Consider the following 23866-nt stretch of genomic DNA (forward strand, 5'->3'; position numbering starts at 1 on the left):
GCGCGCTTCCTTGACACGGAAGAGGTCACTGGTTCAAACCCAGTATCGCCCACCATCACATCAAGGCCTTCGGCGTGTCGCCGGAGGCCTTGATGCACATTCGGCCAAGACTGATCGAGGCTCGCTCTCGCAGGAACCGTCTCCCTCAGGCAGGGGCCGAGCACGCAGCGTCCGTGACCGCCGCACGATCCAAGGGGAGCGCATGAGCGCCGAAGCCACGCACCGACCAGGAATCGCCCAGTGGACGACGTGGGCTCCGATCCTCGGAGCCGTCGTCCTCGCGGCCACCTGGGGACGCAGCCTGCCGGGCGTCGTCGCCGTCCTCGTCACCGCGGCGTTGTTCGGCGCTGTTCTCGCCGCCGTCCACCACGCCGAGGTCATCGCCGCAAAGGTGGGCGAGCCGCTCGGTTCGATCGTCCTCGCGGTCGCCGTCACCGTCATCGAGGTGGGGCTCATCGTCACCCTCATGGCCTCCGGCAAGGACGGCGTCGAGACGCTTGCGCGCGACACGGTGTTCGCGGCGCTCATGATCACGATCAACGGCATCGCCGGTCTGTGCATCTTCCTCGGCGCGGGGCGCCGCGGGTTGGCACGCTTCAACCCGGAAGGGTCGGCGGCCGCGCTGGCGGGCGTCGTCACCGTCGCGGGGCTGTGCCTCGTGCTGCCGACGTTCACCTCGGCCCGCAGCGGGCCGGAGTTCTCGCCGTCGCAGCTCGCGTTCGCCGCGATCAGCTCGATCGGTGTGTACGCGATGTTCGTCCTCACCCAGACGGTGCGTCACCGCGACTTCTTCGTGCCCGTCGACCGCGCCGGCAAGCCGCTCGACGACGAGGACGCCCACGGCCCGGCCCCGTCGACGCGCGCCGCGCTCGTCAGCCTGGGCCTGCTCGTCGTGGCGCTCGTCGCCGTCGTCGGTCTGGCGAAGGTGCTGTCGCCGTCGATCGAACAGGCCGTCGACGCCGCGGGCTTCCCGCAGAGCTTCGTCGGCGTCGTCATCGCCCTCGTCGTGCTGCTGCCGGAGACGCTCGCCGCCGCGAAGTACGCGCGCGCTGGACGCGTTCAGAACAGCCTCAATCTCGCGTACGGCTCGGCGATGGCGAGCATCGGCCTGACGATCCCGACGCTCGCGGCGCTGTCGCCGTTCCTGTCGTCACCGCTTGAACTGGGCCTCGGCAGCATGCACATCGTGCTGCTCGTGCTCAGCCTCGTCGTCGGCATCCTGACGATCGTCCAGGGCCGCGCGACGCGGTTCTCCGGGTGGATCCTGCTCGTGCTGCTGTTCGCGTACGTTTTCCTCGCCGCGAATCCGTGACCGTGACCCGCGTCCGGGCAGAGGGCGTGCGTCCTCGGTAGGTCGCCACGTGGCCGGGCTCATCCGCTGCGGCGCATCCGCCTGCGCGGGACGCGGCCGGACTACTGTGGCCTCTCGTGATCGACGCTCTCGCCGCCAGCACGGATCGTGCGCTCTTTCGCGACGTCACGGCGTGGGACGTCGAGGCGGTGACGTCGGATCCCGACGATCTCGAGCACGGTTTCCACGTCGTCGTGCAGACGTTCGAGGGCGAGCTGTTGGCCGCGCGCATGCGATCGGTGGTGTGGCACCCGACGCAGCCGTGGCGGGGGAGTGCGGCCCTGGCCGAGCCGCCGTCAAGGCCCGCGGAATGTCACGTCGAATGGCGATCGTCGCTGTCGCGCGACGCCTACTGCGACGGCGTCGAACGGATCCGCGAGCACATCGCGGCAGGCGACGTGTACCAGGTCAACCTCTGTCGGACGCTGACGACGGACGCCGCGCTCGACCTCGACGTCCTGTTCCACGGCGTGCTCGCCCACAACCCGGCGCGTCACGCCGCGCGTATCGACATCGCGGGCCTGCCGCAGATCGTCAGTGCCTCGCCGGAGATGTACCTCGCGCGCGAGGGCGCCGTCATCAGTTCCGCGCCGATCAAGGGCACGTCGACGTGTCCGGAGACGATGCTCGCGAAGGACGTGACGGAGAACGTCATGATCACCGACCTCGTGCGCAACGACCTGCAACGTGTCTGTGTGCCCGGCTCGGTGCGCGTCGATCCGCTGCTCGAGATGCAACAGCACCCCGGCCTCGTCCACCTCGTCTCGACGGTGTGGGGCGAGGTCTGTGACGGCGTGACGTGGGCGCGGCTGCTCAGCGCGACGGGGCCGCCCGGCTCGGTGTCGGGCACCCCGAAACGGCGGGCTCTCGACGTCATCGAATCACTCGAGGTGGGGGCGCGCGGGCCGTACTGCGGCGCCATCGGGTGGATCGACGCCGATCGGGGCGCCGCGGAGCTGGCCGTCGGCATCCGTACGTTCTGGCAGAAACTCGCCGGGGGTGGGGCTGCGGCCGCGAACGGGCACGGGATATCGTCTCCGTCGACCCACTTCGGGGTGGGCGCCGGGATCACGTGGGATTCGGTGCCTACGGCAGAATGGGATGAGACCGAACTGAAGGCACATCGCCTGCTCGCCATTGCGCGGGGCGCGGCACTGGAGGAGACACCATGAGCATCCGGATCTGGGTCGACGGTCGCCGCGTCGACGAGGGCGCGGCCATCTCACCGATCGACCACGGCATCACCGTCGGCGACGGCGTGTTCGAGACCGCCAAGATCGACGGCGGCCGCGTGTTCGCGTTGTCGCGTCATCATGATCGGATGGATCGCAGCCTCGCCGGCCTCGGCCTGCCGAAGCTCGATCGCGACCGCATCGACGAGGGCGTCAAGGCCGTGCTCGAGGGTGAGCACATCGACTTCGGGCGCCTGCGCTACACCGTGACCGGCGGCGTCGGCCCACTCGGTTCGGATCGCGGCGACGCCCCGCAGACGTACATCGTGACGGCGGGCGCCGTGCCGCGACCCGCGCCGACGACGAAGGTCGCGACGGTGCGCTGGACGCGCAACGAGAACTCGGCCGTCGCCGGGTTGAAGACGACGTCGTACGCGGAGAACGTCGTCGCGCTCGCCGCGGCCAAGGAGGCCGGCGCGAGCGAGGCGATCTTCTCGAACACGCTCGGCAACCTGTGCGAGGGCACCGGGTCGAACATCTTCGTCGTGCTCGGTGAGCGCGTCGTCACGCCGCCGCTCGAGGACGGCCCGCTCGCCGGCATCACGCGCGCGCTGACGATCGAGTGGGCGCGCGAGGCCGGCGTCGAGATCGCCGAGGAACACCTGAGCTTCGACGTGCTCGACGAATGCGACGAGACGTTCGTCACCTCCTCGACACGCGACGTGCAGGGCGTGCACGCCATCAACGACCGGGCGCTGTGCGACGAGGGCACCCCCGGACCCATGACCTCGCGCATCGCGGCGATCTTCGCCGAGCGTCAGGGCGAGCTGCTCGGCTGACGGCGGGTTCCCGCCGGGTTTGCCTCGGCGCGGGGTTCCCTCGACACGCGACGGCGCGATGTCGTGGCGGTTGACGTCGGTTGACGTCGGTTCACGCTCGGCCGTGAAGTCTCCCGCGCGCGGCGTTGGAATGGTCGGCTCAGGCGCCCCCCCGTTAGGCTTGGCTCTCATGAGCTCGACGACCTCCGCCCGCGACGCTGATTCCCGCGATTCTCGAGAGCCCGGGCAGGGCGAGGAGCACGACTGGGAGTGGCGTCGACGCATCCGCGCCAACCCGAAGAGCGCGCGACTGTACCGCATCGGCGTCGGTGTGCTCGGCGCAATCGTCGTCATCGTGGGCATCGTGCTGCTGCCGTTTCCGGGGCCGGGCTGGCTCGTCATCTTCCTCGGCCTCGGCATCTGGGCGAGCGAGTTCGAGCGCGCGCAGCGGCTGCTCGGCTGGGTGCGCGCGAAGGTGCAAGCGTGGTGGGACTGGCTCGAACGCAAGGGCTGGTGGGCGCAGGCGCTGGCCGGTCTCGCGACGTTCGCGCTCGTCGTCGCGATCTTCTGGGTGATGTTCGCGGTGTCCGGAGTGCCGGGATGGTTGCCGGACTTCGCCGAGAACTGGCTCGACGACGTGCCGGGGCTCAGCGGCTGACGCACCGGCCCGTTTGGTGTTCATCGACGCCGTGGGCTAGTGTTTCCCGCGCACCACACGGATGTATAGCTCAGTTGGTTAGAGCGTTCGCTTCACACGCGAGAGGTCAGGGGTTCGAGTCCCTTTACATCCACCATCAGGACGCGGAATCATCGGATTCCGCGTTTTTTGCGTCCCGCGGACACCGCTGGGCCACCGATGGAAGGAGCGCCCATGCCCGTCCTGCTCGCCGCCGTCACCGACTCGCACCTCGACGTCGACGCCCACGCGCGCGCCGTCGACGACGCACGTCAGGGCGCGTGCGTGACGTTCGTCGGGACGGTACGCAACCACGACCCGGAGGCTGACGGCGAGGTCGTCGCGCTCGATTACACCGCGCACCCGAGCGCCGCGGCGACGTTGCGCGAGGTGGCGGAGGCCGTCGTCACGCAGCTGGATCCGGACGGTGAGACACGCGTGGCGGTCAGCCACCGCATCGGACGTGTCGCGGTGGGGGAGAGCGCCATCGTCGCCGCCGTCAGCTCGCCGCATCGTGCGCTGGCGTTCACGGTGTGCGGCGAACTGGTCGACCGCATCAAGCACGACGTTCCGCTGTGGAAGCAGCAACACCTGCGCGACGGCAGCGCGGTGTGGTCCGGGCTGCCGTCATGATCGAGCTGCCGACACCCCGCGTGCGCCGTGCCCTGCGCGGCGAACTCTCCACCGCTGCAGGCGTTTCGGATGACGGTCCGCTCGTCGACTCGTTCGGGCGCGTGCATCGTGACCTGCGCATCTCGCTGACCGACAAGTGCAATCTGCGTTGCACCTACTGCATGCCCGCCGAGGGTGTGCCGCTCGCGCCGCGCGACACGTTGTTGGCGAGCGACGAGATCGTCACGGTGGCTCGCATCGCCGTCGAGGCCGGCATCGACGAGATCCGCCTCACGGGCGGCGAACCGCTACTGCGCCCCGACATCGTCGACCTCGTCGAACGCCTGGCGGCACTCGAGGGGCCGGGCGGGCGCCCCGAGTTGTCGATGACGACGAACGCCGTTCGGCTCGCGCAGTTGGCGAAACCGTTGCGCGACGCGGGCCTGGCGCGACTCAACGTCAGCCTCGACACGCTCTCGCCCTCGCGTTTCGCGACCATGACCCGTCGGGATCGACTCGACGACGTCATGACCGGTCTCGACGCGGCGCGCTGCGCCGGTTTCGCGCCGATCAAGATCAACACGGTGCTGCTGCGCGGCGTCAACGACGACGAGGCGCCCGCACTGCTCGACTGGGCCCTCGCTGAGGGGCACGAACTGCGTTTCATCGAACAGATGCCGCTCGACGGCGGGCACGTGTGGAACCGCGCCGAGATGGTGACAGCTGCCGAGACGCTCGCCCTGCTGCGTCGCACGCACTCACTGGACGCGCTGCCCGGACGCGGCGCCGCCCCGGCCGAGCTGTACGAGGTCGACGGAGGCCCGGGCCGCGTCGGCATCATTGCGAGCGTGACGATGCCGTTCTGCGGCGCGTGCGACCGGCTGCGGCTCACCTCCGACGGCCAGCTGCGCTCGTGCCTGTTCGCGCGCGGCGAGACCGACGTGCGCTCGGTGCTGCGCAGCGGTGGCACGGACGCCGATGTCCGCGCCCGCATCCGAGCCTGCCTCGCCGGCAAGCAACCCGGCCACGGCATCGACGAACCCGGATTCCTCCAGCCGCCGCGGCCGATGAGCGCCATCGGCGGCTGAGCGATCGATGGCGCGCCTAGGTCGGGTAGTCGGGTCGGTGCACACGTGGGTGCCAGGCTCGCGCTGCGGGGCGCCGGCGCGTCGTCCCGCCTCCCCAGGCCTGCCGACTGAGTAGTTATGCACTGTTTTGGCATAACTACTCAGTCGGGGTATTCTGAAGGCATGTCCAAGGTCTTGACTTCCCTGCCCGTCGGCGAACGCGTCGGCATCGCCTTCTCCGGTGGCCTCGACACCTCCGTGGCCGTCGCCTGGATGCGCGACAAGGGCGCCGTCCCCTGCACCTACACCGCCGACCTCGGCCAGTACGACGAGGACGACATCGAAGGCATCCCGGGCCGTGCCGGCCAGTACGGCGCCGAACTGTCGCGTCTCGTCGACTGCAAGAAGGCGCTCGTCGAGGAGGGTCTCGCCGCCATTGCGTGCGGCGCGTTCCACATCCGCTCCGGCGGGCGCACGTACTTCAACACGACGCCGCTGGGTCGCGCCGTCACGGGCACGCTGCTCGTGCGCGCCATGCAGGCCGACGGCGTGTCGATCTGGGGCGACGGCTCGACGTTCAAGGGCAACGACATCGAGCGTTTCTACCGCTACGGTCTGCTCGCCAACCCGGGCCTGCGCATCTACAAGCCGTGGCTCGACGCCGACTTCGTCAGCGAACTGGGTGGGCGCCAGGAGATGTCCGAATGGCTGACGGCGCACGATCTGCCCTACCGCGACTCGGCGGAGAAGGCCTACTCGACGGATGCCAACATCCTCGGCGCGACGCACGAGGCGAAGACGCTCGAGCACCTCGACGAGTCGATGGAGATCGTCAAGCCGATCATGGGTGTCGCGTACTGGGACGACGCGGTGAAGATCGACACCGAGGACGTCGTCATCCGCTTCGAATCGGGGCTGCCCGTCGCGATCAACGGTGACGACTTCGGCGGCGACGTCGTCGCCCTGTTCCAGGAGGCCAACGCCGTCGGCGGACGCCACGGGCTCGGCATGAGCGACCAGATCGAGAACCGCATCATCGAGGCCAAGTCGCGCGGCATCTACGAGGCGCCCGGCATGGCGCTGCTGTTCATCGCCTACGAACGGCTGCTCAACGCCGTCCACAACGAGGACACCATCGCCGCGTACCACAACGACGGACGGCGCCTCGGGCGGCTGCTGTACGAAGGACGCTGGTTCGACCCGCAGTCGCTCATGATCCGCGAGGGTCTGCGGCGTTGGGTGGCGTCCGCCGTCACGGGTGAGGTGACGCTGCGCCTTCGTCGCGGCGAGGATTACTCGATCGTCGACACCCAGGGCGACAACTTCTCCTACCACCCCGACAAGCTGTCCATGGAGCGCACCGAGAACGCCGCATTCGGCCCCGTCGACCGCATCGGGCAGCTGACGATGCGCAACCTCGACATCGCCGACACGCGTGGCAAGCTCGAGTTCTACGCCGCACGCGGCGGGCTGGGCAAGGCGCAGACCGACCTCGTCGGCCAGCTCGAGCCCGGTGGCGCGCAGCAGATCGCGTCGAACCCGAACGTCGACGCCGACGCTCTCGCACTCGACGAAGCGGCGATGGAGTTCGGCACCGACTGACCTCCCGAGACGTCGGCGCCGATCGACCAGGACATCGGCGCTGATCGACCAAGACCTCGGCATCGGTCGAGGAAGGTTGCACGCTCGGCGCGATCGAGGAGGCCGCCCACTGGATGGTGGGCGGCCTCGTCGCGTCCGGACGGCAATGTGGTCGTCGGCTGGACACGGCGCCGTCGACGACCGTCACCCAGGTTGGTAGTGGCGGCCGAACCTCGCGAGTGTGGACGCCGCTCGCCGAGGTGTAGAGGAATCGCGAATGTGGACGCAAATCGCAGATGAGTACGGGCCCCTGACCCACCTGCGATTTTCGTCCACATCGGCGATCTACGTCCACATTCGTAGGAGATCCTCAGCAACAGCCGCCTCGCATCACCGCGGGCGACCAACGTCACGCCTGGGTGGTGCCGGCGGCTCGGCGTGGGGTGGTGGGGGGCACCCGGTAGCCTTGGCGGCACGGGCCGTGCCATTCGTACGTGTGCGGCCGAGTCTGCACGTCACGAACAAGGAGCACAGCCGTGTCCGAGAACATCACCCTGACCGTCAACGGCGAACCACGCGAGGTCGAGCAGGGCACGACGGGCACGGACCTGTTCGGCGGCGACAAGGCCGTCCTCGTCATGCGCATCGACGGTGAACTGCGCGACCTGTTCCGCGAGATCCCGGATGGCGCGTCCGTCGAGCCCGTCACCGCGCAGGACCCCGAGGGCCTCGCCGTCCTGCGTCACTCCGCGGCCCACGTGCTCGCGCAGGCGGTGCAGCAGATCAACCCGAGCGCGAAGCTCGGCATCGGACCGCCCGTCACCGACGGTTTCTACTACGACTTCGACGTCGCCGAGGCGTTCACGCCCGACGACCTCAAGAAGCTCGAGAAGGCGATGCAGAGGATCGTCAACGAGGGCCAGACGTTCAACCGCCGCGTCATCACCGACGCCGAGGGCCTCGAAGAACTGGCGCACGAGCCCTACAAGTGCGAGCTCATCGGCCTCAAGGGCAACGCTGCGAATGCGGCCGAGGGCGCGGAGGCCGAGGTCGGTGGCGGTGAGCTGACGATCTACGACAACGTCCGCCGCGACGGCACCGTCGCCTGGGGCGACCTGTGCCGCGGCCCGCACGTGCCGTCGACGAAGGTGCTCGGCAACGCGTTCAAGCTCATGCGTTCGGCCGCCGCGTACTGGCGCGGCAGCGAGAAGAACCCGCAGCTGCAGCGCATCTACGGCACTGCGTGGCCGACGAAGGACGAGCTGAAGGCCTACCTCGAGCGCCTCGCCGAGGCCGAGAAGCGCGACCACCGCAAGCTCGGCGCCGAGCTCGACCTGTTCAGCTTCCCCGAGAACATCGGCCCCGGCCTGCCGGTGTTCCACCCCAAGGGCGGCATCATCAAGCGTGAGATGGAGGACTACGTCCGCCGCCGTCACATCGAGGAGGGCTTCTCCTACGTCGGCACGCCGCACATCGCGAAGGAAGACCTCTTCTACACCTCGGGTCACCTGCCGTACTACGCGGACGGGATGTTCCCGCCCCTCGACGTCGACGGGCAGAACTACCGCCTCAAGGCGATGAACTGCCCGATGCACAACGAGATCTTCCGTTCGCGTGGGCGCTCCTACCGTGAGCTGCCGCTGCGCTTCTTCGAGTTCGGCACGGTGTACCGCGACGAGAAGTCGGGCGTGCTCTCCGGTCTGACGCGCGTGCGCATGATCACCCAGGACGACTCGCACAGCTACGTCACGCCCGAACAGGCGCCGGGAGAGATCAAGCACCTGCTCGACTTCATCCTCGGCCTACTGCGCGACTTCGGCATGAACGACTTCTACCTCGAGCTCTCGACGCGCGACGTCGACGGGGACAAGAAGGACAAGTTCATCGGCACCGACGAACAGTGGGACATCGCGACGAAGGTGCTGTCGGACGTCGCGCTCGAGTCCGGCCTCGAGCTCGTGCCGGACCCGGGCGGTGCCGCGTTCTACGGCCCGAAGATCTCCGTGCAGGCGCGCGACGCCATCGGCCGTACCTGGCAGATGTCGACGATCCAGTACGACTTCAACCAGCCCGCTCGTTTCGGCCTCGAGTACCAGGCGGCGGACGGTTCGCGCCAGCAGCCCGTCATGATCCACTCGGCGAAGTTCGGCTCGATCGAACGCTTCCTCGGCGTGCTCGTCGAGCACTACGCGGGCGCGTTCCCGGCGTGGCTCGCGCCGGTTCAGGTGCTCGCTGTGCCCGTCGCGGAGGAGTACTACGACTACCTGCAGGACGTCGCGATCAAGCTGCGCGAAGCCGGCGTGCGTGTCGAGGTCGACATGAGCGACGACCGCTTCCCGAAGAAGATCCGCAACGCGTCCAAGTCGAAGGCGCCGTTCATCCTGATCGCCGGTGAAGAGGACCGCGACAACGGCGCCGTCTCGTTCCGTTTCCGCGACGGGTCGCAGAAGAACGGCGTGCCGGTGGCCGACGCGATCGCCGAGATCACCCGCGTCATCACCGAACGTCAGAACACTGACCCGACGGCCGGCTGACTCCTGCCGCGACGACGACGCGCGCCCCCGAACCTCGCGGTTCGGGGGCGCGCTCGTGTGTTGGCATGTGCACCCGAGGGCCGGCGTTCGACACGGCCGGATGACCACGCTCGGGGTACGAAACCCGGCTGCGTCACCCGTCGCGGGGACCCACCTCAGCGCATGGTCATTTCGCTGCGGCGAAGCCCTTCTCGAGGTCGGCGATGATGTCGGCGGAGTTCTCGATGCCGACGCTCAACCGCACGAGGCCGGGCGTCACGCCGGCGCCGCGGCGGTCCTCGTCGCTGCCCTGGGAGTGCGTCGTCGACGCAGGATGGATGGCGAGGGAACGGACGTCACCGATGTTCGCGACGTGCGAGTGCAGTTCGAGGGCGTCGACGAACTTCTTGCCCGCCTCGACGCCACCGGCGATCTCGAACGACAGCACGGCGCCGGAGCCGGCGGGCAGGTAGCGGTCGGCGAGTTCCTTGTAGGGGCTCGACGGGTCGGAGGCGTAGAACAACGTCTCGACCTGCGGCTGCGACTTCAGGAACTCGACGACCTTCTTCGCGTTCTCCACGTGTCGCTCCACACGCAGCGACAACGTCTCGAGGCCTTGCGCGATGAGGAACGCGTTGAACGGGGAGACGGCCGCGCCGAGGTCGCGCAGCAGTTCGACGCGCGCCTTGAGGATGAAGGCGAGGTTCGCGCCGAGCGGCGATCCGACGCCGAGGTCGCGGGCGAACGCGAGACCGTGGTAGCTCTCCGACGGCTCGTTGAACTGCGGGAACTTCGCCGGGTCGGCGGCGTAGTCGAACGTGCCGGCGTCGACGAGCACGCCGGCGATCGACGTCCCGTGCCCCCCGAGGTACTTCGTCGCGGAGTGGATGACGACGTCCGCGCCATGCTCGATCGGGCGCAGCAGGTACGGCGTCGCGACGGTGTTGTCGACGAACAGCGGCACCCCGGCGTCATGGGCGATGTCGGCGAGGCCGCGCACGTCGAGCACCTTCTGGTCGGGGTTGCTCAGCGTCTCGCCGAACAGCAGCTTCGTGTTGTCGCGGATGGCGCCGCGCCACTCGTCGAGATCGTTGATGTTGTCGATGAACGTCGTCTCGACGCCGAGTCGCTTGAGCGTGTACTTCAGCAGGTTGTACGTGCCGCCGTACAGCGCGGACGAGGCGACGATGTGGTCGCCGGCCTGAGCGACGTTGAGGATGGCGAACGTCGTCGCCGCCTGACCCGACGCGAGCAGCAACGCGCCGACGCCGCCCTCCAGCGCGGCGATGCGGTCTTCGACCGCCTGCGCCGTCGGGTTGCCGATGCGCGTGTAGATGGGGCCGAGATCCGACAGGCCGAAGCGGTTGGCCGCGGTCTCGGCGGAGTCGAAGACGAACGACGTCGTCTGGTAGATCGGCAGCGCCCGGGCGCCGGTGTCGCCGTCGACGTTCTGGCCGACGTGGATCTGCTTGGTCTCGAAGGCCCAGTTCTCGGAGCTCATGATGATGTCCCTCTTGAGGAGTGCGTGGACGCACGGGCGGCGCACCGTACGTGTGGTGCCCGAAGGGGAATCCCTCCGCGCTTGCCCGGACGCGCTCGGCGCCGGGCCAGGTCGTCACCCGGAGCACCCCGCCGCGGTGGGAGGGTTGCCGGCCAGCAAACCGGGGTTTGACGCTGACGCTCGTGACCTGCGGCCACTCTAGGCCGGGTGGTGTCATCAGGCGGGAATGCTGTCTCACATTCCGGTCGCGGCCCCGTGCTGACGCGACGCGCCTACGGGCGACGACCCTCATGCCGTGCTTGACTGTTGCCATGACACCGACGATCGTCCGCGCGCGCCGCGAAGACGCGTTCGCCTGCGCGGCGCTGCGTCTGCAGATGGACCTCGAGGCGGGGGAGAGCAACCGCTCCGGCTTCATCACCGAGTATGCCGATCACTGGCTCGCGCACTACGACGATCTGCCGACGTGGCTCGCCTCGAGTGCTGACGGGACGGCTCTCGGCATGGTGCAGACGTCGCTCGTGCACCGGCCCCCGGCGCTGGCTCGGCCGGCGCAGCCGTCGCTCTACATCGCGGTCGTCTTCGTCACGCCGTCGGCGCGCGGCCAGGGCCTGGCCGAGCGGATGCTGCGGATCGTCGACGCCTGGGCCGACGCGCACGACGTCGCGCGAATGATGCTCAACGCCCGTCCGCGTGCCCGCAGGCTGTACGAACGGGCCGGCTTCGGCCCGCCGGACGAACGTCACATGCAGCGTGTGGCGCCGTTCGGCCTCGACGCCCGCCGCGATGCGGAGCGTGCGTCATGAGCGACGACGTCATCTGGGCGCTCGATCAGCGCGAGCGCTGCATCGCCTGCCCGTCCAAACCGGTCGCGAACGCCGTCGTCCTGCACCTCGGTGCTGACGGCGCCCTCGCGCGCGACGCTGTCGAGCAGTGGGCTCGTGACGGCGTCATGGCCGCCTCGGTCGCATGGCCGGGGGCGGCGGCCGGCCTCGATGACGACGACTGGCTCGACCTCGAGGACGCCGTCACGGGCCTCGCCGGGCTGGCGAGCATCGTCGCCGTCGTCGGTGACGGCGACGCGGCCGAGGTCGCGCGGACGTTGGCGGGCCGTGTCGGCGACGTCGCGCACGCGGGGGAAGCCGACCGAACCATTGTCCCGGCGCGTCTGCGCGAGATCGCGGCGGTCTGAGACCGCTCACCCGGGGTGCATGGTGCGCGCGAGCCCACCCGCGGCCGCTGCGTCGAGGCAGGCGGGGCTCTAGGATCGGGCCATGGTCGACGAGTTCAACACTGATTCGCAGGACGACATCCTCATCGAGCAAGCCGGCGCCTTCGCGGGCGAGGCCGACGGGTTCGGGCGGCTGTGGACGCCGCACCGCATGGCGTACATCGAGGGCGAGCGTCCGACAAAGGACGCCGGCCACGACTGCCCGTTCTGCGCGTCGCCTACGAAGACCGACGCCGACGGCCTCATCGTCCACCGTGGTGAGCACTGTTTCGTCGTGATGAACCTGTTCCCGTACAACCCGGGCCACCTGCTCGTGTGCCCGTACCGTCACGTCGCCTCGTACATCGACCTCACCGACGACGAGACCGAGGAGTTCACGAAGCTGACGAAGGCCGGGGTGCGTGCCCTCAAGGCCGCGTCGAACCCGGGCGGGTTCAACCTCGGGATGAACCAGGGTGACGTCGCAGGTGCCGGCGTCGCCGCGCACCTGCATCAGCACATCGTGCCGCGCTGGGGTGGCGACATGAACTTCATGCCGATCATCGGGCGCACCAAGGCGCTGCCGGTGCTGCTCGAGGACAGCCGTCAGCGCATCGTCGCGAACTGGCCGAACGACTGACACCGGGCACCACGGGCAGTGCGCTGCCTCGAACGGGTATATCGAACCGCTACAGTTGAACCACCATGCTCAACAAGTACGCGCGCGCGTTTTTCTCCGCCATCTTCCGGCCCATCGCCCAGCTCCTGCTGCGTCTCGGCATCAGCCCCGACGTCGTGACGATCGTGGGCACCGTCGGTGTCGCGTTCGGTGCACTGTGGTTCTATCCGCGCGGCGACTTCCTCGTCGGCACGTTGTTCATCACCGTCTTCGTCTTCTCGGACATGCTCGACGGCAACATGGCGCGCCTGTCGGGCCGCTCGTCGACGTGGGGTGCCTACCTCGACTCGACGCTCGACCGCGTCGGTGACGCCGCGATCTTCGGCGGCCTCGTCCTGTACTACGCGGGCAAGGGCGACAACTTCCTCATGGCGTGCCTCGCGCTCGCGTGCCTCGTGCTCGGCTCGGTCGTCTCCTACGCCAAGGCCCGGGCCGAGGGTCTCGGCATGCAGGCGAACGTCGGCATCGCCGAGCGCGCCGACCGTCTCGTCGCCGTGCTCGTCACGACCGGCCTCGTCGGCTGGTTCCTGCCCGAGATCGTGCTGACCGTCGTGCTCACGCTGCTCGCCGTCGCATCGTTCATCACGGTCGTGCAGCGCATGCTCATGGTGCGGAAGCAGGCCCTCGCCAAGCCGTTCGAGGGCTGAGCGCGTGGCCGCCGAGGGGTTGACGACGCGCGCCCGCGACGCCGTCACCGTCGCAGCGTTCAAGGGCGCCTGGTGGGGCGTGCGGGCGCTGCCCGAGCGCGCCGCCCACCGCCTCTTCGACGTCATCGCGGACGTCACGACGCGCCGCGGCGGCCCGAGCGTCGCGCGGATGCGCTCCAACTACGCGATCGCGCGCCCCGAACTCGACGACGCAGCCCTCGACGCGCTCGTCGCCGCCGGCGTGCGCTCGTACCTGCGCTACTGGTGCGAGGCGTTCCGACTGCCGTCGCTGACACGCGAGCAGATCGCCGAGAGGGTGACCACCTCGGGTGAACTCGAGGCGACCCGCAGCATGCTCGCCGATGGACGCAGCGTCGTCGCCTACCTCGGCCACCTCGGCAACTGGGATCTCGCGGGCGCCTGGTCGGCGACACAGCTCGCGCACGTGACGACGGTCGCCGAGCGACTCGAGCCCGACGCTCTCTTCCGCGCGTTCCTGCACTTCCGCGAAGAGCTGGGCATGACGATCATCCCGCTGACCAAGGGCGAGAACGTCCTCGGCCAGGTCGAGACGCTCGTGCGCGAACCGGGTGCGTTCGCGCCGCTGCTGTCGGATCGCGACCTCACGAGCCGCGGCGTCACGGTCGACCTGTGCGGCGAGCCGGCCCGCCTCGCTGCCGGCCCCGCCGTCATCGCCCGACGCACCGGTGCGGCACTCGTGCCGATCACGATCACCTACCGCCGGCGCGACGGCGGCAGCGGCTGGGGCATCGACATCCGCTTCCACCCGGCGGTCGACATCGCCCACACCGATGATGCCCGCGCCGACGTGCAGACCGCCGTCCAGGCGTGCGCCGACGCGCTCGGTGGCGCCATCCGCGAGCACACGCAGGACTGGCACATGATGCAGCGCGTGTTCGTCCGCGACCTCGACGCGCGCCGGGGCTGAGCGGTGCGGATCGGCCTCGTCAGCCCGTACTCGTTCGACGTGCCCGGCGGTGTGCAGCTGCACGTGCGCGACCTCGCGACGTACCTGCTCGCAGAAGGGCACGAGGTCAGCGTCCTCGCGCCGAGCGACGGTGACGACGCGGGTGCGCCGTACGTGACGAGTGCCGGGGGAGCGATGCCCATCCGCTACAACGGTTCCGTCGCGCGCCTGGCGTTCGGTCCGGTCGCGGCGAGCCGGACGGCGCGCTGGGTGGAGCGCGGCGACTTCGACGTCCTGCACGTCCACGAACCGATGACGCCGAGCGTGTCGCTGCTCGCGCTGCGCACGTACGACGGGCCGGTCGTCGCGACGTTCCACACCTCGATCGAGCGTTCGCGCGCGCTGCAGCTCGCCCAACCGTTCCTGCGCCCGGCGCTGGAGAAGATCACCGGGCGCATCGCCGTCTCGCGCGCCGCGCGGGACACCGTCGCGCGCCATCTCGGCGGTGACGCCGCGCTCGTGCCGAACGGCGTCTACGTCGACCGGTTCGCGACGGCTCGCCCCGAGGCGCGCTGGCAGGATGGGGGCGAGCGCCCGACGATCGCCTTTCTCGGACGCATGGGGGAGCCGCGCAAGGGCCTGCGCGTTCTGCTCGACGCCGTCCCGCTCATCGCCCGGGCGCACCCCGGGGTGCGCGTCCTCGTCGCGGGGCCGGGTGACGTCGACGCGGCGCGGCGGGAGGTGCCCGCCTCGGCTGAGGGTCACGTCGAGTTCCTCGGGCTGCTCAGCGACGCCGAGAAGGCGTCGTTGCTGGCGTCGTGCGACGCGTATGTCGCGCCCAACATCGGTGGCGAGAGCTTCGGGATCATCCTCATCGAGGCGATGAGCGCCGGCGCCCCCGTCGTCGCCAGCGATCTGGAGGCCTTCGCGCGCGTGCTCGACGACGGCCGCTGCGGCGTCCTCTTCGACACCGGCGACGCGGCGGCGCTGGCGCATGCGGTGACGGGGGTGCTCGCTGACCGCGGTGCGCGTGACGCCCTGTCCCGGGCCGGGAGAGAGCGCGCGCGGCTCTACGATTGGTCGGCCGTCGGGCAGCAGGTCATCTCCGCGTACGAGACGGTCCGCAGTTCGCATGCCGCGGCCGCCGCGGTGGCGGGACGCCGATCATGAGCGGCGTGTGGGCCGACGTCGCCGTCGTCGTCGCGCTGTTGCTCGCGCTCGCCTGGTATCTCAGCTACACCGCAGCGCGCCTCGACCGGCTGCACGCTCGCGTCGAGGGGTCGCTGGCCTCGCTCGACGCGCAGCTCGTGCGCCGCGCCGAGGCCGCGGCCGAGTACGCGCAGGCCACCGCTCTCGACCCGGCGAGCGCGCTGCTGCTCGCCTCGTCGGCGGCCGATTCGCTGCAGGCCGCCGACGGCGCCCTCATCACGGACGACGTGCAACAGGTCGGCGTACCCGTCGAGCGTGCGCAGGCCGAGACGGCGCTGACGCAGACGCTTGCGCTCGTCGTGGGTGACGCGTCGGCGACGGACGGCGCCGCGTCGCGGGCGGAAGCAGCTGGGCGCCGCCCGATCAGCACCGTGCCTGACGTCCCAGGCAGCGCGCCCGCGGAGGGTGACGACGGGGCCCGTCAGCGTCTCGCGGACGCATGCGATCGCGTCGAACTCGCCTACCGATTCCACAACGAGGCCGTACGCGACGTACGTCGCGTACGCGCCAAGGCGATCGTCCGGGCGTTGCACCTGGCTGGACGCACGCAGCTGCCGGAAGAAGTCACGTTTGCCACCCGCGTCCACGGCCTCGGTCGCACCGACGCGTGGCGCTGATTTCTGCCGGAGCAGCCGTGTTCGGGCTGGCGTCGTCGGCCCCATCATGCCGTGGCCGGTAGCTGCCATCGACGATCATCTGTCTCCTTCATGCCCGTCTCGGGGCTAGCGTGGGCTCTCGCGTCGCATCCGCGGCGCCCATCAGAAAGAGGGACGAACACATGAGCTCTGCAGGCTCCGAACAGAACACCGCCGTGGCGACCGACCGCGTCAAGCGCGGCATGGCCGACATGCTCAAGGGCGGCGTCATCATGGACGTCGTCACCCCCGAGCAGGCGAAGATCGCCGAGGACGCAGGAGCCGTCGCCGTCATGGCCCTCGAACGTGTGCCCGCGGACATCCGCGCGCAGGGCGGTGTCTCGCGCATGAGTGATCCCGACATGATCGACGGCATCATCGAGGCCGTGTCGATCCCCGTCATGGCGAAGGCGCGCATCGGGCACTTCGTCGAAGCGCAGGTGCTGCAGGCGCTCGGCGTCGACTACATCGACGAATCGGAGGTGCTCTCGCCCGCCGACTACGCCAACCACATCGACAAGTGGGCCTTCGACGTGCCGTTCGTGTGCGGCGCGACCAACCTCGGTGAGGCGCTGCGACGCATCAACGAGGGCGCCGCGATGATCCGCTCCAAGGGTGAAGCGGGCACCGGCGACGTGTCGAACGCGACGACGCACATGCGCAAGATCCGCGGCGAGATCCGCCGCTTGACGTCGATGGCCGAGGACGAACTCTACGTCGCGGCCAAGGAGATGCAGGCTCCCTACGCCCTCGTGCGTGAGGTCGCCGAGAAGGGCAAGCTGCCCGTCGTCCTGTTCACCGCAGGCGGCATCGCGACGCCCGCCGACGCAGCCATGATGATGCAGCTCGGCGCCGAAGGCGTCTTCGTCGGCTCCGGCATCTTCAAGAGCGGCAACCCCGCCCAACGCGCCGAAGCGATCGTCAAGGCCACCACCTTCTACGACGACCCCGACACCCTCGCCAAGGTCTCCCGCGGCCTCGGCGAAGCCATGGTCGGCCTCAACGTCGACGAGATCCCCGAACCCCACCGCCTGTCCGAACGGGGCTGGTGATAATTCCTCGGCTCGTCTTCCGGTTCGCCGTGTCCGGGGCGCGCAGGCTTGCCCCGGACACGTGCTCATTCGGTGCGACAGCACGCGGGGAGAACGGCTCAGATCCTTCTCTGATCCGCTCGCGGATCAGAGAAGGATCTGAGCCCCCATCATCACCGTCCGTTCCTTAGGGAGGCGGAAGTAGTCGGCGGGGACGGCGGCGTTGTGGCTCATCGCCATGAACAGCAGTTTGCGGAGCTTCGACATGCCGGGGCGGCCTGCGTCGATGAGGCCGATCTCGGAGACGAAGTAGTAGGCGGTGTCGGGGTCGATGTCGACGCCTTGGTCGGCGGCGATGCGCAGGGCGGCGGGCACGTCCTGGTCGTCCTGGAAGCCGTAGCGCAGCGTCAGGTGGGTGATGCGGTCGTAGTCGTTGCCGAGGTGGTCGAGTACGACGGTGTCCTCCGGTGCGATGTGCGGCACGTTGGCGCTCTTCGTCGTCACGATGAAGACGTTCTCGTGGATGACGTGGTTGAAGTTGGCGTTCTCACGCATGGCGAGCGGCGTCGTCGTCCGGTCGGGGTGGAGGAACACGGCGGTGCCGGGGACCTCGCGCAGGTCACCGCAGCGGGCGGAGCGCACGAAGTCGTCGAGGGGGCCTTCGATGTCGTGGCGGCGGCGCGCGACGATGTCGCGGCCCTTCTGCCACGTCAGCATCGACAGGCCGATGCCGCAGGCGATGACGACGGGCAGCCAACCGCCGTGGAACAGTTTCGCGACGTTGGCGGTGAAGAAGATCCCCTCGAACAGGTAGAGGAAGAAGCCGAGGACGACGAGGCGCCACTTGGGCCACTTGAGCGTGCTCTGCGCGTAGACGAGGAACAGTGTCGTCGTCATGAGGAACGTGCCCGTCACGGCGAGGCCGTAGGCGACGGCGAGTTTCTCGGAGCTGCGGAACGCGAGCAGCAGCGTTATGACGCCGATGAACAGCACCCAGTTGACGCCGGGGATGTAGATCTGGCCCTCTTCCTCCTCGCCGGTGTGACGCACCGTCATGCGCGGCAGGTAGCCGGAGCGCTCCGCTTGGCGGGCGACGGAGAACGCGCCGGAGATGACGGCCTGCGAGGCGATGACGGTGGCCGCGGTCGCGAGGATGACGAGGGGGAGCTTGGCCCATTCGGGGGCGAGCAGGAAGAACGGGTTGGAGATGTTCTTCGGGTCGCTGAGGATGAGCGAGCCCTGCCCCATGTAGTTGAGGATGAGGGCGGGGAAGACGAGCACGAACCAGGCGCGCGTGATCGGCGCGCGACCGAAGTGGCCCATGTCGGCGTACAGTGCCTCGGCGCCCGTCACGCACAGGACGATCGAGCCGGCCGCGACGAACGCGATGAAGGGGTGGCCGATGACGAAGCTGCCCGCGTACGTCGGCAGCAGTGCTCGGAAGATCTCCGGGTCGCGGACGATCTGGTTGACGCCGAGCGCGGCGAGGGTGACGAACCAGACGATCATGACGGGGCCGAAGAACTTGCCGACGGCGTCCGTGCCCTTCTGCTGGATGAAGAACAGCGCTGTGATGACGATCGCGCCGATGGGGACGACGTACTCGGTGAGCCCTTCATGCACCGTCTCGAGACCTTCGATGGCCGACATGACGGAGATCGCCGGCGTGATGACGCTGTCGCCGAAGAACAGGGACGCGCCGATGACACCGAGGATCATGACGATGCCCCAGCGTTTGCCGCCCTTGGGCACGCCCTGTCGCACGAGCGCGGCGAGCGCCATGATGCCGCCCTCGCCGTCGTTGTCGGCGCGCAGGACGAACAGGACGTACTTGATCGTCACGATGATGGTGAGTGCCCAGAACATCCAGGAGATGACGCCGTAGATGTCGCTCTCGTTGGCGACGACGGCGTTGTGGTCGACGTTGAAGACGCTCTGCACCGAGTACAGCGGACTGGTGCCGATATCACCGAAGACGACGCCCAGGGCGCCGAGCATGAGCGCGGCCATGCCCTTCTTGGCATGGCCGCCGGGGTTCGACTCGGGGGTGGACGCGCCCTCGCTCGTCACGCTCGCTTCAGTACTCACCCGGAAAGTATGGGGCCACCGCCCCTGCGCGCGCCACACGGGTAGCAGATACGCCTGTGTCATAGGGTCGCGGGCATGGAATCAACGCCACGGATCGTCATCGGGGTGCTCGCGGTGCAGGGCGACGTCGTCGAGCACGTCCGCATGCTGGAGGACGTCGGCGCGCATGCCGTGCGCGTTCGTCGTGCCGCGGATCTTGCGAACGTCGACGCACTCGTCATCCCCGGCGGGGAGTCGACGGTCATGATGCGCCTCATCGCTCAGGGAGACCTCCTCGAACCGCTGCGCGAACGCATCGCCGCGGGGATGCCGGCCTACGGCTCGTGCGCCGGCATGATCCTGCTCGCCGATCGGATCCTCGACGGGGCGGCGGGTCAGCAGACGCTCGGCGGGCTCGACGTCACGGTGCGGCGCAACGCGTTCGGTCGTCAGGTCGCCTCGTTCGAGGCGGACGTCACCGTCGACGGCGTGGACGGCGGCCCGGTGCGGGCGGTGTTCATCCGCGCGCCCTGGGTCGAGGAGGTCGACGCCGGCGTCGAGGTGCTCTCCAGCGTCGCGCTGCCGACGGGCGGTGAGGCCGTCGTCGCCGTGCGTCAGGGCAATCTGCTCGCCACGTCGTTCCACCCGGAGGTGACGAACGACGTGCGCGTCCACGCCCTGTTCGTGCGCATGGTCGGGCACGCTCGCGGATGACGACTGGGGCCGCGGCTCGCGACGGCGCTAGACTGGCCCGCGATCCGAGCGAGCGCGCCCATCTGCCGTCGCGTTCGCCCCGCGCCCCGCATCGGGCGTGTTCGAGCACGGCAGCACGAGCATCCGAGAGGCAGACATGAGCGGTCACTCCAAGTGGGCGACGACGAAGCACAAGAAGGCTGCGATCGACGCCAAGCGCGGCAAGCTGTTCGCGAAGCTGATCAAGAACATCGAGGTTGCTGCCCGCTCCGGCGGCGGTGACCCGACGGGCAACCCGACGCTGTACGACGCCATCCAGAAGGCGAAGAAGTCGTCGGTGCCCAACGACAACATCGACCGCGCCGTCAAGCGCGGCTCGGGCGCCGAGGCCGGTGGCGCCGAGTACCAGGCCCTCACGTACGAGGGCTACGCGCCCGGTGGCGTCGCGCTGCTCATCGAGTGCCTGACGGACAACAAGAACCGCGCCGTCGCCGAGGTCCGCACCGCGTTGCAGAAGAACGGTGGCTCGATGGCGGACTCCGGTTCGGTCGCCTACCTGTTCAACCGCAAGGGCATCGTCATCGTCCCGAAGGCGCAGGGCGACAAGCCCGACACGACGGAGGACGCCCTGCTCGAGATCGTGCTCGAAGCGGGCGCGGAGGATGTCAACGACCTCGGCGAATCTTTCGAGATCGTGTCCGAGGCGGGTGACTTCGTCGGCGTGCGTGAGGCGCTGCAGGCCGCCGGCATCGACTACGACTCGGCCGAGGCGTCGTTCGTGCCGTCGATGGAGGTGCCGCTCGACAAGGACGGCGCGAAGAAGATGTTCCGCGTCATCGAGGCCCTCGAGGACTCGGACGACGTGCAGAACGTCTTCGCCAACGGCCAGGTCTCTGATGAGGTTCTCGCCGAGCTGGACGCCGAGGACTGATCCCGGTCGTTCCGTGAGTGATCGACGGCCGTGCCCCGCGGGGCACGGCCGTCGCGTGTATCGGGTACGGTGGATGCGAACAAGTGTTCTATCGGGTGCGTCGTTCGCACCCGTCGAGGCCGGAGGTGTGACGTGCGGGTGCTCGCTGTCGACCCCGGTCTGACGCGCTGCGGCGTGGGCGTCGTCGCGACGGGCCAGGGCTCGACGTTGCAGATCGTGACGGTGGGGGTCATCCGTACCTCGGCAGACCTGCCGTTGCACGAACGCCTCCACGAGTTGCGCGTCGAACTGGACGCCGTGTTCGAGCGCACCCAACCCGATGCGGTCGCCGTCGAGCGGATGTTCGCGCGCCACGACGTCTCGACGATCATGGGCACCGCGCAGGCGTCGGCCGTCCCGATGCTCGCCGCGGCTGAACGCGGCCTGCCGCTCGGGCTGCACACGCCCTCGGAGGTCAAGGCGGCGGTGACGGGTAACGGGCGCGCCGACAAGGCGCAGGTGACGACGATGGTGACGCGCATCCTCGGCCTCGAGGTCGCTCCCAGACCGGCCGACGCCGCCGACGCGCTCGCCCTCGCCATCTGTCATCACTGGCGCGGTGGCGGGTTGGCACGCCGGGGTGCGAGCGCTGACGGAGCGTCGGCAGCGCCGGCCGCCGTCGCGTACCGGCAGGCTGCGGCTGCCGCGGCTCGACGTTCCCGCTCGGCCAGCAAGACATACCGTGACGCCCTCGGCGCCGCGTCCCAGAGCGCGCCTGCCACTCGACCCGCCAACAGGGGAGTTCGCCCATGATCGCCAGCCTCACCGGTGAGGTGCTCACCGCCCGTCTCGACAGCGTCGTCGTCGAGGTCGGTGGCGTGGGTCTGCTCGTCCACACGACGCCGGCAACCGCCGCCGCGGCACGCCCGGGGGAGTCGACGCGCCTCGCGACGTCCCTGGTCGTGCGTGAGGATTCGCTGACACTCTTCGGCTTCGCCGACGACGACGAACGGGCCCTGTTCGAGCAGGTCCAGACGGTCAGTGGCGTGGGGCCGCGTCTCGCCCTCGCGATGCTCGCCGTGCACCCGCCGCAGCAGCTCGCCACCGCGATCGCGGGCGGCGACGTCAGGGCGCTGACGAAGGTGCCCGGCATCGGCAAGAAGGGTGCCGAGCGCATCGTCCTCGAACTGCGGGACAAGGTCGTCTCCGTCAGTGGTGGCGGCGGGGAGGCGGCGCCCCAGGCCGTCGTCCCGGCCACTGCGGGTGACGACCAGGTCGCCGAGGCGCTCATCGGGCTCGGCTGGAGCGCCAAACAGGCCGAGGACGCCGTCGCCAAGGTGGCTGCCCGTCCTGAGGCCGAGGGCGCGAACACGCCCACCGTGCTCCGGCTGGCGCTGCGCGAGCTGGGCCGATGAGCCCGTCCCACTTCGAGGACCACAGCGCCGACGTCTCGCCGCGCCTCGTCGACCCCAACGGCACCGAGGACGAGCAGCAGCTCGAAGCGGCCCTGCGGCCGAAGAAGCTGGCCGATTTCCCCGGGCAGCCACGCGTGCGCGAGCAGTTGAGCCTCGTCATCGAGGCGGCCCGGCGCCGAGCGACGCCGCCCGACCACATCCTGTTCTCCGGCCCGCCCGGTCTGGGCAAGACGTCGCTTGCGATGATCGTCGCGAGTGAGCTCGAGGCGCCCATCCGCATCACGAGCGGCCCTGCCATCCAGCACGCCGGTGACCTGGCCGCCATCCTGAGCTCGCTCAACGAGGGGGAGGTGCTCTTCCTCGACGAGATCCACCGCATGGCCCGCCCCGCGGAGGAGATGCTCTACCTCGCGATGGAGGACTTCCGGGTCGACGTCATCGTCGGCAAGGGCCCAGGGGCCACCGCGATCCCCCTCGAACTGCCGCGCTTCACCGTCGTCGGTGCGACGACGCGCGCCGGTCTGCTGCCGGCGCCACTGCGCGACCGCTTCGGCTTCACCGGCCATCTCGACTACTACGACGCGGCCGACCTCGCCGACATCCTCGCCCGCAACGCCGACCTGCTCGGCGTACCCGCGACGCGTGAGGGCATCACCGAGATCGCCGGCCGCTCCCGCGGCACGCCGCGCATCGCCAACCGGCTGCTGCGCCGGGTGCGTGACTACGCGCAGGTGCACGGGCGCCACGTCGTCGACCTGACGTCCGCGCGTGCCGCGCTCGAGCTGTTCGACGTCGACGACGACGGCCTCGATCGCCTCGACCGCGCGGTGCTCGAAGCCCTGTGCCGACGCTTCGGGGGTGGGCCGGTCGGGCTGTCGACGTTGGCCGTCGCTGTCGGTGAAGAACCCGACACGGTCGAGACGGTGGCCGAGCCGTATCTCGTGCGCGAGGGCTACATGATCCGCACGCCGCGTGGGCGCGCCGCGTCACCGCGGGCGTGGACGCACCTCGGGCTGCGCCCGCCGGACGGGCACTTCACCGAGACATTTCAGCGCGACACCGACGACGGGGGCGGACGTTTCACCGGGTAGGGTGGTGCGGCCACCGCTCGAGTCCGCGCACCGCGCACCGGTGAGAGCGCGCGAGGCGCT

The 23866-nt window shown here is 69.5% G+C and carries 23 protein-coding genes, 1 tRNA gene and 1 riboswitch; of the genes, 22 read left to right on the top strand and 2 right to left on the bottom strand.

Annotated elements, in window-relative coordinates:
• Nucleotides 1-202: 202 nt before the first annotated feature.
• The 9 genes from AX669_RS07550 (at nt 203) to thrS (ending at nt 9811) form a co-directional block, all read left to right on the top strand.
• Nucleotides 203-1312, top strand: a complete 1110-nt coding sequence (locus tag AX669_RS07550; RefSeq protein ID WP_006944517.1) for a calcium:proton antiporter — start codon at nt 203-205, stop codon at nt 1310-1312.
• Nucleotides 1313-1428: 116 nt separating this feature from the next.
• Nucleotides 1429-2523, top strand: a complete 1095-nt coding sequence (locus tag AX669_RS07555) for a chorismate-binding protein (RefSeq protein WP_082740707.1) — start codon at nt 1429-1431, stop codon at nt 2521-2523.
• Nucleotides 2520-3362: an aminotransferase class IV gene (locus AX669_RS07560; RefSeq protein ID WP_197418871.1), complete on the top strand. Its 843-nt coding sequence runs from the start codon at nt 2520-2522 to the stop codon at nt 3360-3362. Before AX669_RS07555 ends, AX669_RS07560 begins: the two co-directional genes overlap by 4 nt.
• Before the next feature lie 169 nt (nt 3363-3531).
• Nucleotides 3532-3999 carry a TIGR02611 family protein gene (locus tag AX669_RS07565; RefSeq protein ID WP_062257604.1) on the top strand — a complete coding sequence of 156 codons (468 nt, stop codon included), beginning with the start codon at nt 3532-3534 and terminating at the stop codon, nt 3997-3999.
• 59 nt (nt 4000-4058) lie between these two features.
• Nucleotides 4059-4135: transfer RNA gene (locus AX669_RS07570), tRNA-Val, on the top strand.
• A 77-nt stretch (nt 4136-4212) separates the two neighbouring features.
• Nucleotides 4213-4650, top strand: coding sequence for a molybdenum cofactor biosynthesis protein MoaE (locus tag AX669_RS07575; protein WP_062257606.1), 438 nt, complete (start codon nt 4213-4215; stop codon nt 4648-4650).
• On the top strand, nt 4647-5717 hold the full coding sequence (gene moaA / locus AX669_RS07580; protein ID WP_082740711.1) for a GTP 3',8-cyclase MoaA: 1071 nt from the start codon (nt 4647-4649) through the stop codon (nt 5715-5717). Before AX669_RS07575 ends, moaA begins: the two co-directional genes overlap by 4 nt.
• A gap of 162 nt (nt 5718-5879) precedes the next feature.
• The gene (gene argG / locus AX669_RS07585) at nt 5880-7298 is read left to right on the top strand and encodes an argininosuccinate synthase (protein ID WP_062257608.1); all 1419 of its coding nucleotides are present in this window, start codon (nt 5880-5882) and stop codon (nt 7296-7298) included.
• Nucleotides 7299-7813: 515 nt separating this feature from the next.
• Entirely contained in the window at nt 7814-9811 is a 1998-nt protein-coding gene (gene thrS, locus AX669_RS07590) for a threonine--tRNA ligase (RefSeq protein ID WP_062257610.1), read from the top strand.
• Between the two features lie 166 nt (nt 9812-9977).
• Here the strand turns inward: thrS and AX669_RS07595 are convergent, their stop codons facing one another.
• Nucleotides 9978-11291, bottom strand: a complete 1314-nt coding sequence (locus tag AX669_RS07595) for a bifunctional o-acetylhomoserine/o-acetylserine sulfhydrylase (protein ID WP_062257640.1) — start codon at nt 11289-11291, stop codon at nt 9978-9980.
• 72 nt (nt 11292-11363) lie between these two features.
• Nucleotides 11364-11479: riboswitch (SAM riboswitch) on the bottom strand.
• A 123-nt stretch (nt 11480-11602) separates the two neighbouring features.
• On the opposite strand from AX669_RS07595, the gene AX669_RS07600 reads away from it, so the two are divergent.
• From AX669_RS07600 to pdxS, 8 genes are all read left to right on the top strand, one after another.
• Nucleotides 11603-12097 carry a GNAT family N-acetyltransferase gene (locus AX669_RS07600; RefSeq protein WP_006944541.1) on the top strand — a complete coding sequence of 165 codons (495 nt, stop codon included), beginning with the start codon at nt 11603-11605 and terminating at the stop codon, nt 12095-12097.
• Entirely contained in the window at nt 12094-12483 is a 390-nt protein-coding gene (locus AX669_RS07605; protein WP_038567939.1) for a hypothetical protein, read from the top strand. The genes AX669_RS07600 and AX669_RS07605 overlap by 4 nt, the downstream gene beginning before the upstream one ends.
• Before the next feature lie 82 nt (nt 12484-12565).
• A complete protein-coding gene (locus AX669_RS07610; RefSeq protein WP_062257611.1) occupies nt 12566-13141 on the top strand; it encodes an HIT domain-containing protein in 576 nt (191 codons plus the stop codon).
• A 65-nt stretch (nt 13142-13206) separates the two neighbouring features.
• Nucleotides 13207-13827, top strand: a complete 621-nt coding sequence (gene pgsA, locus AX669_RS07615; RefSeq protein ID WP_062257612.1) for a phosphatidylinositol phosphate synthase — start codon at nt 13207-13209, stop codon at nt 13825-13827.
• Nucleotides 13828-13831: 4 nt separating this feature from the next.
• Complete coding sequence (locus AX669_RS07620) at nt 13832-14776, top strand: phosphatidylinositol mannoside acyltransferase (protein WP_062257616.1); 945 nt, start codon at nt 13832-13834, stop codon at nt 14774-14776.
• 3 nt (nt 14777-14779) lie between these two features.
• Nucleotides 14780-15925, top strand: coding sequence for a glycosyltransferase family 4 protein (locus AX669_RS07625; RefSeq protein ID WP_062257618.1), 1146 nt, complete (start codon nt 14780-14782; stop codon nt 15923-15925).
• Nucleotides 15922-16581 carry a hypothetical protein gene (locus tag AX669_RS07630; RefSeq protein WP_062257619.1) on the top strand — a complete coding sequence of 220 codons (660 nt, stop codon included), beginning with the start codon at nt 15922-15924 and terminating at the stop codon, nt 16579-16581. Before AX669_RS07625 ends, AX669_RS07630 begins: the two co-directional genes overlap by 4 nt.
• A 161-nt stretch (nt 16582-16742) precedes the next feature.
• Nucleotides 16743-17651, top strand: a complete 909-nt coding sequence (pdxS, locus tag AX669_RS07635; protein ID WP_006946845.1) for a pyridoxal 5'-phosphate synthase lyase subunit PdxS — start codon at nt 16743-16745, stop codon at nt 17649-17651.
• A 126-nt stretch (nt 17652-17777) separates the two neighbouring features.
• On the opposite strand, the gene AX669_RS07640 is transcribed toward pdxS, so the two are convergent.
• Nucleotides 17778-19718 (bottom strand): potassium transporter Kup, encoded by a 1941-nt coding sequence (locus AX669_RS07640; protein WP_231729487.1) that lies wholly within the window; start codon nt 19716-19718, stop codon nt 17778-17780.
• 75 nt (nt 19719-19793) lie between these two features.
• Here AX669_RS07640 and pdxT point away from each other — a divergent pair, with 75 nt between their 5' ends.
• The 5 genes from pdxT (at nt 19794) to ruvB (ending at nt 23806) form a co-directional block, all read left to right on the top strand.
• On the top strand, nt 19794-20411 hold the full coding sequence (gene pdxT, locus AX669_RS07645) for a pyridoxal 5'-phosphate synthase glutaminase subunit PdxT (protein ID WP_062257623.1): 618 nt from the start codon (nt 19794-19796) through the stop codon (nt 20409-20411).
• Nucleotides 20412-20547: 136 nt separating this feature from the next.
• Nucleotides 20548-21321 (top strand): YebC/PmpR family DNA-binding transcriptional regulator, encoded by a 774-nt coding sequence (locus tag AX669_RS07650; RefSeq protein ID WP_038570805.1) that lies wholly within the window; start codon nt 20548-20550, stop codon nt 21319-21321.
• A gap of 132 nt (nt 21322-21453) precedes the next feature.
• Complete coding sequence (ruvC, locus tag AX669_RS07655; RefSeq protein WP_062257625.1) at nt 21454-22113, top strand: crossover junction endodeoxyribonuclease RuvC; 660 nt, start codon at nt 21454-21456, stop codon at nt 22111-22113.
• Nucleotides 22110-22715 carry a Holliday junction branch migration protein RuvA gene (ruvA, locus tag AX669_RS07660; RefSeq protein ID WP_062257627.1) on the top strand — a complete coding sequence of 202 codons (606 nt, stop codon included), beginning with the start codon at nt 22110-22112 and terminating at the stop codon, nt 22713-22715. Before ruvC ends, ruvA begins: the two co-directional genes overlap by 4 nt.
• Nucleotides 22712-23806, top strand: coding sequence for a Holliday junction branch migration DNA helicase RuvB (ruvB, locus tag AX669_RS07665; protein WP_006944831.1), 1095 nt, complete (start codon nt 22712-22714; stop codon nt 23804-23806). The genes ruvA and ruvB overlap by 4 nt, the downstream gene beginning before the upstream one ends.
• The last annotated feature ends 60 nt before the right edge of the window (nt 23807-23866 follow it).

The sequence above is a fragment of the Dermacoccus sp. CCH2-D9 genome, assembly GCF_001556795.1.
In the GTDB taxonomy this organism is placed as follows: Bacteria; Actinomycetota; Actinomycetes; order Actinomycetales; family Dermatophilaceae; genus Dermacoccus; species Dermacoccus nishinomiyaensis.

Excerpts from the sequence above, each read along its gene's own strand:
- AX669_RS07550 (WP_006944517.1), top strand. The coding sequence starts at position 203 with ATGAGCGCCGAAGCCACGCACCGACCAGGAATCGCCCAGTGGACGACG.
- AX669_RS07560 (WP_197418871.1), top strand. The coding sequence starts at position 2,520 with ATGAGCATCCGGATCTGGGTCGACGGTCGCCGCGTCGACGAGGGCGCG.
- AX669_RS07565 (WP_062257604.1), top strand. The coding sequence starts at position 3,532 with ATGAGCTCGACGACCTCCGCCCGCGACGCTGATTCCCGCGATTCTCGA.
- AX669_RS07575 (WP_062257606.1), top strand. The coding sequence starts at position 4,213 with ATGCCCGTCCTGCTCGCCGCCGTCACCGACTCGCACCTCGACGTCGAC.
- moaA (WP_082740711.1), top strand. The coding sequence starts at position 4,647 with ATGATCGAGCTGCCGACACCCCGCGTGCGCCGTGCCCTGCGCGGCGAA.
- argG (WP_062257608.1), top strand. The coding sequence starts at position 5,880 with ATGTCCAAGGTCTTGACTTCCCTGCCCGTCGGCGAACGCGTCGGCATC.
- AX669_RS07595 (WP_062257640.1), bottom strand. The coding sequence starts at position 11,291 with ATGAGCTCCGAGAACTGGGCCTTCGAGACCAAGCAGATCCACGTCGGC.
- AX669_RS07600 (WP_006944541.1), top strand. The coding sequence starts at position 11,603 with ATGACACCGACGATCGTCCGCGCGCGCCGCGAAGACGCGTTCGCCTGC.
- AX669_RS07605 (WP_038567939.1), top strand. The coding sequence starts at position 12,094 with ATGAGCGACGACGTCATCTGGGCGCTCGATCAGCGCGAGCGCTGCATC.
- AX669_RS07610 (WP_062257611.1), top strand. The coding sequence starts at position 12,566 with ATGGTCGACGAGTTCAACACTGATTCGCAGGACGACATCCTCATCGAG.
- pgsA (WP_062257612.1), top strand. The coding sequence starts at position 13,207 with ATGCTCAACAAGTACGCGCGCGCGTTTTTCTCCGCCATCTTCCGGCCC.
- AX669_RS07630 (WP_062257619.1), top strand. The coding sequence starts at position 15,922 with ATGAGCGGCGTGTGGGCCGACGTCGCCGTCGTCGTCGCGCTGTTGCTC.
- pdxS (WP_006946845.1), top strand. The coding sequence starts at position 16,743 with ATGAGCTCTGCAGGCTCCGAACAGAACACCGCCGTGGCGACCGACCGC.
- pdxT (WP_062257623.1), top strand. The coding sequence starts at position 19,794 with ATGGAATCAACGCCACGGATCGTCATCGGGGTGCTCGCGGTGCAGGGC.
- AX669_RS07650 (WP_038570805.1), top strand. The coding sequence starts at position 20,548 with ATGAGCGGTCACTCCAAGTGGGCGACGACGAAGCACAAGAAGGCTGCG.
- ruvA (WP_062257627.1), top strand. The coding sequence starts at position 22,110 with ATGATCGCCAGCCTCACCGGTGAGGTGCTCACCGCCCGTCTCGACAGC.
- ruvB (WP_006944831.1), top strand. The coding sequence starts at position 22,712 with ATGAGCCCGTCCCACTTCGAGGACCACAGCGCCGACGTCTCGCCGCGC.